Raw genomic sequence first — 14,340 nt, 5'->3', positions numbered from 1 at the left:
ATGTATAAAGTTATTATTTTCGATTTATTATAACAATTTTACCTCCGAATTACCAGAGGGTTAATTAAATTTTAAAAATTTTTTGATTAGCCGCTATCAGGATCAATGTCTGTACTAAATTTCTATTGCCGGTAACACGAAATTCCTTTTCCCCATACAAAAAAACCGCTCCATTAAAAGAGCGGTACGATTTTTTCAGTGGTTAAGCTTTCCTTGCCGAAGTTTCCAAATCCGGAATGGCGGGGGCTTTGATCAAATTGTACCAGTTTTTCAAAGCGGCAACCATAATGACAAGCCCGAGGATCAGCATAATGATGGACAATATGCCATTCAGCACGTTGTACCCCGATGCCGCATGGTTCAGGTAAACATTTTTTATCATCCAATAACCGGCATAGTTGACCGTGACATATAGATAAGCGAGCGGAATAAGGCAGGTCAACACATACCGCTTTTTGTCGGCAATTTTTAAAATCACCGTCGCCCCCACAATCAGTCCGATTGAAGCCATCAGCTGATTCGACACGCCGAACAGCGCCCAAACCGATCCGATGTCGCCGGAGTAGAGCAAATAACCCCACATGAAGCAGGCCAAAGCGCTTGTAAAAATGGTGCCCGGCTGCCAATCCGTCTTTTTCAGCGGTTTGTACAGCTCACCCAAAAAGTCCTGCAGCAAATAGCGCGCCACGCGGGTACCCGAGTCAATCGCCGTCAGGATAAACACCGCTTCAAACAAGATGACAAATTGATAGAAGAACGGCGCCAGGTTGCTGAACCAGTGGATCTTCGTGAAAATATATGTCATGCCGACAGCCAGCGTGACAGCGCCGCCTGTTCTGCCCGCCAAATCCATCCCGATTTCACTGCTCAAATGCGGGAGATTAACAACATGCATGCCGAGCGTCTTGAAGACTTCAGGCGTCGAGTTGATCGCGAAATAGTCGGCAGGCTGAAGGGCAGTCGCGGCCACCAGCGCCATCACCCCGACCAGGGACTCAACAAGCATGGCGCCGAATGCAACAGGCTTAATATCCGTCCATTTATCCAGCATTTTCGGTGTTGTCCCGGATCCGATAAAAGCGTGGAATCCCGAAATTGCGCCGCAAGCGATGGTAATTGAAATAAACGGCCAAACCGGACCTGTCATCGTCGGGCCGCCACCATGAATAAATTGCGACAGCGCGGGCATATGGATCGGCGGATTAATGATAAATACACCGATAATCAGGGCAACGAACACGCCGATTTTCATAAAACTGCTCAAATAATCGCGTGGGGCCAAAAGCAGCCATACCGGGAGCGCCGCAGCAAAAAATGCATAAGCAGGAAGAATAATAGCCAAAGTTTTCGCATCAAAGGTAAGCCACTCCCCAATGACGGAATGCTGGATCCACGGCCCGGAAAAAACGCCAGCCATAATCAGCAGGAAACCAATCGTGGAAGACAGTTTCAAATTGCCGGTTTTTTTGTACAGCAAACCGACCCCCATGGCAATCGGAATCGTAATGCCCACGGCAAACGTGCCCCATGGGTTATTTTGCAGCGCGTTCAAAACGACCATGGACAAACCCGCCATCGTAATTACGATAATAAACAGCATTGCAAGGCCCGTACAGAAGCCGGCAACCGGGCCCATTTCTTCTTTTGCCACCTCGGAAAGCGACTTCCCTTTCCGTCGCATCGAAGCAAACAGCACAACAGCGTCATGCACGGCACCTCCGATGACTGCACCGATCAACAGCCATAAAAGGCCCGGCAAATAGCCGAACTGTGCCGCCAAAATCGGGCCGACAAGCGGGCCAGCTGCCGCAATCGCCGCAAAATGGTGCCCGAACGTCACCCACTTGTTGGTCGGCACGTAGTCTTTCCCATCGTTGAATTCATGTGCTGGTGTCAGCGTATCATTATTCAGCTTTAAAACTTTTACTGCCATAAACGTGCCATATAAACGATAAGCAATGATTAAAATACAGATGGCGCCGATTACGATTGTAATCGCATTCATTTCCTTGAAGCCTCCTTTTATTCTCCTCATCGCTTATATTTTATAAGTTTATGACAGTGGATAAGTTGTTTTTTGTATAAAATGCAAGAATTTAAAGGTAGGAGGGAAAAAAAGCAGGATGAGCTGCAAGCTAAATCCGGATAAACTGCTTTAACACATGCTTGTATGTGCGGCTGACCGGGATCTTTGCCCCGTCCCGCATGATGAGATTATAAGTGGAATGGAACCATGGCCGGATTTCCACGATCGCATCCAGATTGACGAGATAGGCGCGGTGGACACGGACAATGGATGTAGATTGCAGTTTCTTTTCTACATTTACAAGCGGTTCTGTTACCGTATATTTTTCATTGTCGGTGGCAATCATCGTGCGACCTTCAACCGATTCTGCGTACAACAGTTTTTCAATCGGGATAATCACGATCCGTTCATCCACTGTAACGGCCAATTTGCCCGTATTTTTAGGCGGGGCGGAGCGGCCGTTCTCCAGCAATTTTTCCATCTTATCAACCGTTTGCGCCACCCTTTTCTCTTCAAAAGGTTTTAATATATAGTCCACTGCATTGAGTTCAAACGCTTTTACGGCATATTCATCGTATGCCGTTGCAAATACAATATACGGATGCCGCGGCCGCCGGTTGATTTCCTCAACCAGATCCATTCCATGTTCATTAGTCAGCATCATATCCACAAATAATACATCCGCTTCCGTTTCTTCAAGCTTCCGGAGCGCTTCTTTTACCGACTCCGCTTCCCCCGCTATTTCCACTTTTCCGGTTTTTTCCAGCAAATAAATCAGTTCATCCCTGGCCGGCAGCTCGTCGTCAACTACAAATGCTTTTAGCATATTCTTCCCCCCACATCTCATCAAGCGGTATGGAAATGGTCACTTTTGTCCCCGCATTCTCCCTGCTTTCAATGTGAAACATTGCCCCCCGGCCGTAAATTTCCTCCATCCTTTTCTTTATGTTCCATAGCGCTGTTCCCGTTCCATCGGATGAGTCAACTGCTACATTTCCGAGAGACCGCGCCAATTCCTCCGGGATCCCCTTACCGTTGTCTTCCGTAACCATGTAAAAATTCCCGTTTTTGACAAAAGCGCGGATCGCGACGGAAGGTTTTTGGGCACCCGGCCGGGAAAATGCATGGTGAATTGCATTCTCCACCAATGGCTGGAGAGTAAAGGGCGGCACCATCGCTGTTTTTAAAAACGGATCGATGTCAAAAACAACATCATACCGGCCCGGAAACCGCGCCTGCTCGATGGCTAGATACGCTTTCACATGCTCCAGCTCTTTTTCGAGCGGAATCAGCATTTTTCTTGACCCCTGCAAATTACTACGGAAAAAAGCGGCGAGCTGGATAAGCAAAGCCCTTGCTTTATCGGTATCCGTCCGGACAAGGCAGGTAATGGTGTTGATCGCATTGAAAAAGAAATGCGGATGGACCTGGGCCTGGAGCGCCTTAATTTCCGCATCTTTTAACAACTTTCTCTGCAGTTCCGCCTCCGCCAGTTCAAGCTGGTTTGAAAAAAGCTTGCTTAAGCCCTCGGCAAGCTCCTGTTCAACCGAACTTAACTGTCCAGCTGTTTTAAAGTACAGCTTTAATGTGCCCACCACTTGCTCACGGACTAAAAGCGGCAGAACAATGGCCGCCTGGAGCGGACACCCTTCATGCGTGCACTGGATTTCCCGGTTCGATGTTGCAACCATGATTTTTCCCTGTTCAAGCACTTTTTCCGTCAATTTCGTCGACATGCTCTGCAGCGGAATATGGTGGTCAGACGCTGCCCCGACATGTGCCAGCACCTTCTCGCGGTCCGTAATCGCCACCGCATCGGCTGATGTACGTTTTAGGATGATCTCCGCCGCCTTTTTGCACGATTCGGTGTTCAGCCCCTTCCTGAAATGGGCAAGCGTTTCCTGGGCAATCTGCAGCGCCCTGTGCGTCTGCCACGCCCTTGTCCGCTCTTCTTCAAGCAAAATCGTTTGGATAATCAAAATGAAAACGAACGTCCCGAACCCGTTAATCGTAATCATCGGCACCGCAATCAACCGGACGAGTTCAAGCGCATCTTCGTACGGTTTTGCAACCGACAAAATAATTGCCATTTGCAGCATTTCCATCAGCATTCCGGCACAAACCGCCTGCAAAGCGGCATATTTTCCCCGCACATTGTACCGTTTGCCGAGCAGACCCATGAAAATGCCCGCAATGATGGTGGACAGGCTGCACACAATATTTGTATAGCCGCCCAATGTTAACCGGTGGATGCCCGCGAAAACTCCTGCACCGATGCCGACAACAGGGCCGCCCAATAACCCGGCGATGCCGACGCCCATGATCCTCGTGTTGGCAATGGCGCTTTCGACCGACAAATGGCTATGCCCGAAAGCTTCCGAAATTTTCCCGTGTTCAATCACAATCCCGGTGTAATTGCTGATCATGCCGAAGATGCCAAAAATAAGGATAAGCACGAGCTTTTCTTTCCGCCCGTATTCCTGATGGATGATTTGCCGGAAAGTTTTTAGGCGTGACAACAAAAAAGCAGCAATGACAAGAATGCCGGCACGTTCCAGCATGATCGGCAAAAGCGCCGCCATAAAAGATTTCCCCCTTTTCATTTTTACTCCGCACATGTCGAAAACCCTTACTTCCATTATAAGAGATTCCTTGATTTTTAGAAAGTTGCAAATAGCAGAGTAAAATGGGAAGGGACTGTCCAAAAGTCGGTAGATTGACCAAAATGGGAAAAGCCCGGCTTTTCTATGCCGGGCTTTTCAGCGGATTAGTTTTGTTTATAGTCTTTTAAGTATGATACTGGTTTAACGACCGGTACGGCTGCACCTTTATAATGTTTTTTAATAAAATCTGTCACTTCTTTGGAATGGTAGATTTTTACGATTTCCTGCAAAGTTTTGTCGTTTTTATCTTTTGTACGGGCAGCAATGATGTTAATGTATGCTTTATTGCTTGCATCTTCACGGAAGATAGAGTCATTTACCGGGCTCAAGCCTGCGTTGATCGCCATGTCGCAGTTGATGACGGCAGCTGCCGCATCATCCATGCCACGCGGCGTTTGGGCAGCGTCAACCGCAGTGATTTTCAAATGTTTCGGATTTGAAGCAATGTTTTCCAGGCCGCCTTTGCCTGTAAATCCTTTTTTCACCGTGATCAAACCGGCTTTTTGCAACAGCAATAATGCCCTGCCCAGGTTTGTCGGGTCTTTCGGAATGACGATTTGGTCTCCGTCTTTGATTTGGCTTATCTTTTTATATTTTTTCGAGTAAATGCCCATCGGCCAAATATTTGTTGTACCGATTGCAGAAAGCTTCAAGTTGCGCTGTTTAATAAAATCATCGAAATAAACAACCGTTTGGAATGCGTTAATGTCAATTTCCCCGTCGTTTAAAGCGAGGTTCGGCTGTACGTAATCATCAAAACGGACAATCTTAATATTGATGTTTTTCTTTTTCGCAAGTTTTTGGATCAATGTCCAAGTCGGCACTTCAGAAGTGGTTGTCCCCACTTTGATCGTCTTGGTGGTGGTGCTGCTACTTGAATTGTTCTTGGTTCCGCATCCTGCCATAACAAGAATGAGGCCCAATAAAATAATGGCAAATTTTTTCATAGTGATAAATCCCCCTGAAAATATTTTTATTGAAAGGTGTAAACCTTATTCACAGTGGTCAATGCCATGCAAGCTTATTTTCTCCTAATCTTCCTGGATAAGAAATTCCCTAATGTCTGAACAAGCTGTACCAGGACGATCAGTGTAACAACCGTAATAATCATGACCCCTGTTTGGAACTGGTTGTAGCCGTACGTAATCGCCAAATCGCCGACCCCGCCAGCCCCGACAGCCCCTGCCATCGCGGATGCACCGATCAGTCCGATTGTCGCAATCGTTAAATTCAGGACAATGGATGCCAAAGCTTCCGGAAGCAAAAACCTCCAAATGATCTGCCAAGGCGTTGCCCCCATGGACTGGGCGAGTTCAATTGTGCCTTTATCGACCTCAAGGAGGGAGCTTTCAACAAGCCGCCCGATATAAAAAGCCGTATACAGGACAAGCGGGACGATTGCTGCCGTTGTTCCGATCGCCGTTCCGACAATAAGGCGGGTAAACGGGATGATCGCGACAACTAAAATGATAAAAGGAATAGATCTGAAAATATTGATAATGACGTTTAAAATATTGAAAATCCATTTATTTTCCAAAATCCCGTTTTCCCGGGTAATAACGAGAATGACGCCGACTGGAATCCCGATGATAATAGAAATGATTAAGGATACAATGACCATGTATAGTGTTTGGTTAATTGCCGTGAAAAATTCCGGCCAAAACCATGACCAATCAAATGCCATTTTGTTCCACCTCCCTGATGATCGCGTCATGTTCCCGAATGTACTGGATGGCACGCTCTATCTCTTCACGATCGCCTTTCAGCTCAACAAGCAGATTTCCGAAAGGAATGCCCTGGAGTTCGGTGATCATGCCGTGGAGCACATTCAAATCAACGGAAAAATGTTTCGCGGTATTTGACAAAAGCGGCACATTGGTGGATGCCCCTTTAAACAGAATCCGATAGATGCCGTGCGGGTTTTCCTTGCTGCTCTCATCAATCAGTTTTTGCACCGATTTCGGGTTCGAGTCATTGAGAACCGTTTTGACGAAGCTTCTCGCAATCTGTGTTTTCGGTTCTGTAAAAATATCGATGACAGGACCCTGCTCGACAATTTTCCCACCATCCAGCACCGCTACTTTATCGCAAACATCGCGGATGACATTCATCTCATGCGTGATCATTAAAATGGTGATGCCGAGCTCGTCGCGGACTTTCCGCAAAAGATCGAGCACTGCTTCGGTTGTGTTCGGGTCAAGGGCCGACGTTGCTTCATCGCAGAGCAGGATGTCCGGATCGGTTGCCAATGCGCGCGCGATACCAACCCTTTGCTTTTGGCCGCCCGATAATTGTTCCGGATAATGGTTCATTCTGTCTTCCAAACCGACAAAAGATAATAACTCGGTCACTTTCGCTTTGATTTCTTCCTTCGGGCGGTGTTCAAGCACAAGCGGCATGGCCACGTTTTGGAAAATCGTCTTCGATTGGAGCAAGTTAAACTGCTGGAAAATCATCCCGATTTTTTTTCGCTGATTCCGCAGTTCTTTCGGTGAAAGGGCGAGAAGGTCAACCCCGTTAATCAGGACTTTTCCTGATGTCGGCCGTTCCAAAAGGTTCACGCATCTGATGAGCGTACTTTTTCCGGCACCGCTGTATCCAACTACGCCGAAAATTTCCCCTTTTTCAACGCGCAGGTTGATACCCTTTAAAGCCTCGACCTTTTTCTCCTTTCCTTTGCCATACACTTTATGAATATCATCTAATACCAGCATGTGAAAATCTCCTTTTGTAAGCTTCAGGCAAAAAAAAACCACTTTCATTCGAAAGAGGTTTGCCGTAAAAGTGACTTATCTTTCAGAATGAAACATTCTGCAGGAATTAGCACCTTTCAAAGCAGCTTTGAAGGTTGCTGGACGTCATTGGGCCTGTCCCTCAGTCTCTCTTGATAAGTTATTCATTTGTTATACTTTAAATATTAGTGGACGACTAGGGATTTGTCAATTCATATTTTATATTTTTTCTTTACATCATTTTTCCAAAAATCAAACGAGTTGAAATGAAGCCCGGTTCCCCCGCCATTCCACATGGATTTCATGTTCAAAGAAGCGGGAGAGCGATGTTTTTTCAATCATATCGGAAGTGTCCCCCTGTTGAAACACTTCCCCGCGCCTGAGCAGCAAAGTCTTTTGGAATACCGGCGAAATTTCCTCCGGATGGTGCGTTACGTAAATCAATGCCGGCCCGTTTGGATCACCAGCCAGCTCTTCAACGCTTTTCAGCAGGATTTCCCGGGCAAACAGATCCAGCCCGTTGCAAGGCTCGTCCAAAATCAGGATGCGCGGCTCCGCCATTAACGCGCGTGCAATCAGCAGTTTCTGCCTTTCCCCCTGCGAGCATTGTTCATACGGGCTGTCCGCAAGACCAACGCAATTTAATTTTTCCATCAGGTGGATGGCCTTGTCTTCGTCTTCTTTGGTAAATTCCTCATACAATCCAATTGAGGCATACTTCCCGCTGATGACGACATGGCGGGCAAGCTGGGTGCGCGGAATCCTTTCCTGAATCGACGAACTCACCCAGCCGATCGATTTTCTTAGCTCCGGCAGGCTTGTTTTTCCGAATGTCTGCCCGAGCACCCGGATGCTGCCGGTTGTCGGCCAGATATATCCGTTGATCATATTGAGCAAAGTCGTTTTTCCGGAACCGTTTAAACCAAGGACAGCCCAGTGTTCCCCTTTTTGGATGGTCCAGTTAATATCCGAAAGCAGTTTTTTGCCGTCCCGCATAAAACTTACCCCAGAAAGTTCAATGATGTTTTCCATCTTTGCCATCCCCTTTTTTTAATTTTCATTATAGTACTATTTCTTAAAATGAAAAGGGGCTACCCTTAAAGTCAATCATTGACTCTGGGGCGCCCTTTTTCATACAAGACAGCGTGGAAAACCCTTTTCATTTATTCATGCTGGCCAGAAAGTCTCCAAGCAGATCTTCCAGGTCCTCTTCTTTTTCCGGTTCTTCCGCGGCAGCCTGTTCCTGCACCGCCGTCCTCCAGTCGAAAGCATCGAGATCATCCTGTACCGTGCCGGGGGCAGCAGCGTTCGCTGTTTCCGTCTTATCCGGCGCCCCTATTTCCGGGAGGTCTTCCTGCAAATACAGGGCTTCGTCAATATTTGTCGATTTGCTTGCCAACGCGGCAAACAGCGACGTCACCCGTAGTGGATCCTGGATCAGCTGGTAGACGATGCTGCCCAACATCGCTTCCGAGTGTTCATGCTTGAGCCAGTCATGCTGGGCTTTCGACAGCTTCCGGGGAAGCGGGATCGTGATCGTTTCTTTTTCTTTTACCAGCGATTGGTTGATGCCTTGTACCACGTATTCGGCAATTTTTCTTGAAAAATTCCTTCTTTCTTTTTCTTTCAGCTTTTGGAGTTCCCTTAAAATATGGTCGGGTGTGTCCGAGGGGATCCGGAAAGCAATCGTCTGTCCCCTCTTCATCTCACTTTGTTTTTCCATGCCTTTTCACCTTATTTGGATTCGACAGGTTTCTTTCCTTTGTCTTCCGGTTTAATGTTTTTCCTCACATAATCCGAAATTAATTTGTAGTAGGCATTCGCCATCATCCAAATGCTTTCTTTTTCGTCTTCAAAGAAATCGATGTTGTACCCATCCAAATTGTTGTTTAACGTTTTTAAATAATCTTTAAGGACAACGGAACCGCCACCGACAAAATAGCAAATTTCCGTTTGCGAGTTTTTCTGCCAGACATTCCGGAGCAAGCGGTACTGTTTTTTGGCAAGGTCAAACAGGACGCGGTCGGTAATATCATGGACGCTTGTCCGGCTGCCTTTTACCATGATATGATTGCGGTCATGCTTTTTCGTGATAATGTCCACCACATCACGCCGGCTGTCCAATTCAACCCCGTATTTCACCCGGATTTCTTCGCGGATTTGCTCAAGCGCTTCCGAAACGCCGAGGTTAAATCCCTGCGCCCGGTCATCATCGACCGTCCTGTTTTTGATCACGGCAATATCTGTCGACAATCCGCCGATATCCTGGATTAAGATCCGTTTATCAATGAGATCCCGGTTGATAATATTTAAATCATTATCCATGACAAGGTTGATGAATGCCGCAAAACCTTCCGGGTAGACTTTTACTTCATCAAATTTAAGATTTACTTTTAATCCCTGGTACTTTGGCGTCACGAGAAACTCCACCTGATGGACAGATCCGAGCAGCTGCGACCGGTAGCCCGCATCTTTCCCTTCTTTCACTTCGCGGAGCGGCAGGCCTGTCCCGAGGGTATAACTGGCATCAATGACATTTTTGTTTTTTGTAAAAACTTTTGCATTTTCTTCCCTTACAGCATCAAGCGCCAGGCTTGTAAAGAGCATGACGAGCGTCTGGTCTTCTTCCGATTTGCTGCTGCCCGGGTCAAGTTCTGTTGCATTATCACTTTTTGTCGCAAGCTCCCCGACACGGTAAATTACATTATTTTCTTTCAAGGCAGGGGAGTGGACTTTCACATGGATGCCTTCGAGCGGATTTTTGTTGTCCAATTCCTCTATGCCGATCACCGGCCGGTCTTCAATATCTCTAGCAATTACGTTCGGAATATTGAGTTCATATTCCAGTTTTCCAAAAATCGCCTTTAAAGAATCGTTGCCCACATCAACCGCTGCAATCCGGGTCTTTCCCATTCATTTTTCCTCCCTTATAGCGCTTTCTTCTGTTACTTACTCTATAGAATATAAGAGTCTATGAAAATAATCAATAGTCTGAACTTTTTTAATAGAATTGTAAACATGTTTGCATTTTGTAAACTTTTCAAAAATCCAATCATACCGGGGTGTTTGCATGTTTGTAAACATGTTTGCATTTTTGCATGCAATTGTTTGCCTTTTCGTAAACATGCAAACAAAGCTTTTTTAAGTCTTTTTCCCGAAAAACATCCTATCTATAAAAAAGTCAAGATATTTCAGTACCTGTAGATTGACAGCGTTCTAATAAGGATTACAATGTTTCTAGTATTGAAGAGAAATACATGCCGGATGGCAACGGAACCCGGCGTATACATATAGAAAAATATCATTGATAAAAGGGGATAAAGCATTGGAAGAACAACAGCACTACAAGGACCAAACCTTGTTCCAAATTTCCTGGCCGCTTTTTATTGAACTTTCCCTGCATATGGGGATCGGGATCATTGCAACGCTCATGCTCAGCCACTATTCCGACAATGCCGCTGCCGGGGTGGGCGTTGCCAACCAGTTGTTAAATATGTTCATTCTCATCTTTAATGTGACGTCTATCGGCGCCGTCATTTTAATTGGCCAAAACCTAGGGGCCGGAAAAATCCGGGAAGCGCGCCAAGTGGCACACTCCGCATTCGGGTTGAATTTTTGGTTCGGGCTTGCCGTCGGGCTGATCGTCTTTTTCTTTGGCCGGAACCTTCTCGGGTTTTTTGATATCCACGGGAAGGTTTATGATTACGGCCTTACTTTTGTAAAAATATGCGGGGCATCACTGTTCCTGGAATCCATCTCCTTGGCATTGAGCGCCGTCTTGAGAAGCCACGGTTATACGAAGGAGTCCATGTTTGTGACGGTTTTGATGGATTTCATCAGCATTATCGGCAACATTTTGGCGATTTCGGGCATTTTCGGCCTTCCGGTAACCGGCGTGGCGGGCGTATCGTGGGCCATCGTCGTCGCGCGCGTATTTGCCGTTTCTGCGCTTCTATTTCTTGTGTACCACAGGTTGGAGCTCAAAATGGAGATCAAAGATATTGTCACTCTGAAGAAAGGGGATATCCGTGCACTGCTCGAGATCGGCGTCCCGTCTGCCGGCGAGAACTTTTCTTACCAATTTTCCCAGCTCGTTATTACAGGGTTCATAGCAGTGCTTGGCGATGCATCCCTTGCCGCTCGCGTCTATTTAACAAACATTTCCATGATCTGTTATTTATTTACGCTGGCGATCGCATCCGGCACACAGCTGCTTGTTGCCCGATACATCGGTGCGAAAGATTACGACCGGGCACTGCACCGCGGCATGAAAACATTAAAGCTCGCCATGGCGGCGTCGTTCCTCACATCACTGGCGATCGCGCTGGCCGGATCGCCTGTTATGCGCCTGTTTACGGAAAACGGAGACATCCTCGCCGTCAGCCTTCCAATCCTTTGGGCGATTGTCTTCACTGAACCGGGAAGGGCGATGAATATTGTATTAATGAGCTCGTTAAAATCGGCTGGCGATGTACGGTTCCCCGTTCTGATCGGGATTTTTTCGATGTGGCTGTTCGCTGTCGGCCTAAGTTATTTCCTCGGGGTGCATTTCGGCCTTGGGCTACTCGGCATTTGGATTGCCCAAGGAATCGATGAATGGTTCCGCGGCACATTTGCCACCCGCCGCTGGCTTTCAAAACCGTGGGAAAGATTATCCCTTCTCAGAGCTTGACCTTTTAATAGGCCGGGCTATTTTGTTAAAAAATGCCTGATTTCAAATTCCAGCGGCGAATATAAACCCGCATACGGAAAAAAATTTGTTTATGTAAACCGAAACTTGTATCATAAAAGTAAGCAGAAACTTGTCAGTCTAAAGGTGGAAATACAATGAATATCCTCGTCACGTTAAATGAAAACTATCTTTCTCCCCTGAAAGTGTTATTAAATTCTCTTTTCCAAAACAACGAAAAAGAAGCATTTTCGATCTATTTGCTCCATTCCTCCATTCCGGAAGAGAAACTTTCGCCGCTGGATACCTACATCCAAGACAAAGGACACCATTTTTTTCCGATCCGGGTTGACCCCAATATGTTCAAAGATGCCCCGGTCCTCAGGCATTACACTTCAGAAATGTATTACCGGCTGGCCGCCCATTTATTTTTGCCAGAACATGTCGAAAGAATCCTCTATCTCGATCCGGATATCGTCTGTATTAATCCGATTGCTCCTTTTTACTATACAGACTTTGAAGGCCATTTCTTTATCGCATCCGAACATGAACATTCGGCGAAAAAAGCCCGGCTGATCAACAAGCTCCGCCTGCGAACACCGAATGCAAAAGGATACTTTAACACCGGTGTGCTGCTGATGAATATGGCCTTAATCCGGCAGCATGTGAAAATGGAAGAGATCTACGAGTTTATCGAGGAGAACAAGCTGAAACTGATCCTCCCCGACCAGGACGTATTCAACGCATTATTCTGGAACAAAATAAAACCTGTCGAAAGCTGCCGATATAACTATGATGCGCGTTTTTTTGAACTCTCCAAGTATTTCAGCAAGAAGCACGACTTAAACTGGATCAAAAACTATACGATTTTTATCCATTACTGCGGAAAAGACAAGCCGTGGCACCCGAATTACAAATATACGCTCGGAACCTTTTACCAAAAATACTGCGAATAAGCTGCCCGGCCTTTCCTGTTCTGGTAAAATATACACATAATTTATCCTTAGGAGGGATTGCCGTGAAAGAAGATCTGATTAAAAGATTTACTACATATGTAAAAGTTGATACCCAGTCCAACGAAGACAGTGAAACCTGCCCTTCCACGCCGGGGCAATGGACGCTCCTCCACATGCTTGCTGATGAATGTAAAGCCATCGGCATGGATGAAGTCACCCTTGATGAAAACGGTTATCTTTTTGCGACATTGCCAAGCAACACTGACAAAAAAGTCCCAACGATCGGATTTTTGGCCCATGTCGACACCACGACAGATTTTACCGGCAAAAATGTCAACCCACAAATTATTGAAAATTATGACGGAAAAGAAATTGTCCTCAACAAAAGTCTGCGTGTTGTCCTGTCCCCTGAAGAATATCCGAACTTAAAAAATTATATCGGGCAAACTTTGATTACGACGGACGGTACAACACTGCTCGGGGCCGACGATAAAGCCGGCGTGGCCGAGATCATGACGGCTATGGATTATTTGCTGCACCATCCGGAAATCAAACACGGAAAAATCAGGGTTGCTTTTACGCCGGATGAAGAAATCGGCAGGGGTCCGCATAAATTTAATGTCGGCGCTTTCGGGGCCGATTTTGCATACACAATGGACGGTGGCCCGCTCGGTGAACTGGAATACGAAACGTTTAATGCCGCTTCCGCCAAAATTACGATCCGCGGCAACAATATCCACCCGGGCAGCGCAAAAGGAAAAATGGTCCATTCGGCAAAAATCGCCATGGAACTGCACAGCTTGCTCCCAGAAGATGAAGTGCCGGAACGGACGGAAGGATACGAAGGGTTTTATCATCTCATCTCCATTCATGGCGATGTCGAAGAAACGAAAATGTATTACATTATCCGCGACCATGACCGGGAAAAGTTTGAAGCAAAGAAAGCCAATCTCCAGTCGATCGTGAACAGCTTAAAAGAAAAATACGGACAGGATAAAATTACCATTGAACTTGCCGACCAATATTATAACATGAAAGAAAAAATCGAACCGGTGAAGGAAATTGTCGATATTGCATATGACGCCATGAAGAGCCTCGGCATCGAGCCGAAAATTTCCCCTGTACGCGGCGGAACGGACGGCTCACAGCTGTCTTTCATGGGGCTGCCGACACCGAATATTTTTGCCGGCGGGGAAAACATGCACGGCAAATATGAATATGTTTCAGTTGAAACGATGGAAAAAGCCGTTCAGGTAATTGTTGAAATTGCCAAACGGTTTGAAGAAAGGGCCTA

Annotated in this window: 12 protein-coding genes and 1 riboswitch; of the genes, 3 read left to right on the top strand and 9 right to left on the bottom strand. The window is 46.4% G+C overall.

All coding sequences use genetic code 11. The features are described from left to right. Nucleotides 1-202: 202 nt before the first annotated feature. The 9 genes from cstA to BpJC4_RS03805 form a co-directional block, all read right to left on the bottom strand. On the bottom strand, nt 203-2,005 hold the full coding sequence (gene cstA, locus BpJC4_RS03845) for a carbon starvation protein CstA (protein ID WP_151697556.1): 1,803 nt from the start codon (nt 2,003-2,005) through the stop codon (nt 203-205). A gap of 130 nt (nt 2,006-2,135) precedes the next feature. Continuing rightward, nucleotides 2,136-2,852: a LytR/AlgR family response regulator transcription factor gene (locus BpJC4_RS03840; protein ID WP_151697555.1), complete on the bottom strand. Its 717-nt coding sequence runs from the start codon at nt 2,850-2,852 to the stop codon at nt 2,136-2,138. Further along, the gene (locus BpJC4_RS03835; protein WP_151697574.1) at nt 2,830-4,608 is read right to left on the bottom strand and encodes a sensor histidine kinase; all 1,779 of its coding nucleotides are present in this window, start codon (nt 4,606-4,608) and stop codon (nt 2,830-2,832) included. The genes BpJC4_RS03840 and BpJC4_RS03835 overlap by 23 nt, the downstream gene beginning before the upstream one ends. 185 nt (nt 4,609-4,793) lie before the next feature. After that, nucleotides 4,794-5,636 carry a MetQ/NlpA family ABC transporter substrate-binding protein gene (locus BpJC4_RS03830; RefSeq protein ID WP_151697554.1) on the bottom strand — a complete coding sequence of 281 codons (843 nt, stop codon included), beginning with the start codon at nt 5,634-5,636 and terminating at the stop codon, nt 4,794-4,796. 74 nt (nt 5,637-5,710) lie between these two features. Next, nucleotides 5,711-6,373: a methionine ABC transporter permease gene (locus BpJC4_RS03825; RefSeq protein ID WP_151680952.1), complete on the bottom strand. Its 663-nt coding sequence runs from the start codon at nt 6,371-6,373 to the stop codon at nt 5,711-5,713. After that, complete coding sequence (locus tag BpJC4_RS03820; RefSeq protein WP_151697553.1) at nt 6,363-7,403, bottom strand: methionine ABC transporter ATP-binding protein; 1,041 nt, start codon at nt 7,401-7,403, stop codon at nt 6,363-6,365. Before BpJC4_RS03820 ends, BpJC4_RS03825 begins: the two co-directional genes overlap by 11 nt. Before the next feature lie 72 nt (nt 7,404-7,475). Then, nucleotides 7,476-7,583: riboswitch (SAM riboswitch) on the bottom strand. A gap of 90 nt (nt 7,584-7,673) precedes the next feature. Then, nucleotides 7,674-8,453 carry an ABC transporter ATP-binding protein gene (locus tag BpJC4_RS03815; protein WP_151680950.1) on the bottom strand — a complete coding sequence of 260 codons (780 nt, stop codon included), beginning with the start codon at nt 8,451-8,453 and terminating at the stop codon, nt 7,674-7,676. A 127-nt stretch (nt 8,454-8,580) separates the two neighbouring features. Beyond that, entirely contained in the window at nt 8,581-9,144 is a 564-nt protein-coding gene (locus tag BpJC4_RS03810; RefSeq protein ID WP_151680949.1) for a hypothetical protein, read from the bottom strand. A gap of 11 nt (nt 9,145-9,155) precedes the next feature. Continuing rightward, nucleotides 9,156-10,334: a ParM/StbA family protein gene (locus BpJC4_RS03805; RefSeq protein WP_151680948.1), complete on the bottom strand. Its 1,179-nt coding sequence runs from the start codon at nt 10,332-10,334 to the stop codon at nt 9,156-9,158. 412 nt (nt 10,335-10,746) lie between these two features. Between BpJC4_RS03805 and BpJC4_RS03800 the strand changes: the two genes are divergently transcribed. The 3 genes from BpJC4_RS03800 to pepT all read left to right on the top strand — a co-directional run. Beyond that, on the top strand, nt 10,747-12,093 hold the full coding sequence (locus BpJC4_RS03800; RefSeq protein WP_151697552.1) for an MATE family efflux transporter: 1,347 nt from the start codon (nt 10,747-10,749) through the stop codon (nt 12,091-12,093). Nucleotides 12,094-12,248: 155 nt separating this feature from the next. After that, a complete protein-coding gene (locus BpJC4_RS03795) occupies nt 12,249-13,046 on the top strand; it encodes a glycosyltransferase family 8 protein (RefSeq protein ID WP_151680946.1) in 798 nt (265 codons plus the stop codon). A 62-nt stretch (nt 13,047-13,108) separates the two neighbouring features. Further along, nucleotides 13,109-14,340: peptidase T (gene pepT, locus BpJC4_RS03790; RefSeq protein ID WP_151697551.1), on the top strand; the 1,232-nt coding region annotated here is incomplete at its 3' end.

Source organism: Weizmannia acidilactici (genome assembly GCF_008974185.1).
Taxonomy (GTDB): domain Bacteria; phylum Bacillota; class Bacilli; order Bacillales; family Bacillaceae_C; genus Weizmannia; species Weizmannia acidilactici.
Note: the sequence above shows the minus strand (reverse complement) of the source record. Positions and strands in the feature narration are given on the sequence as shown.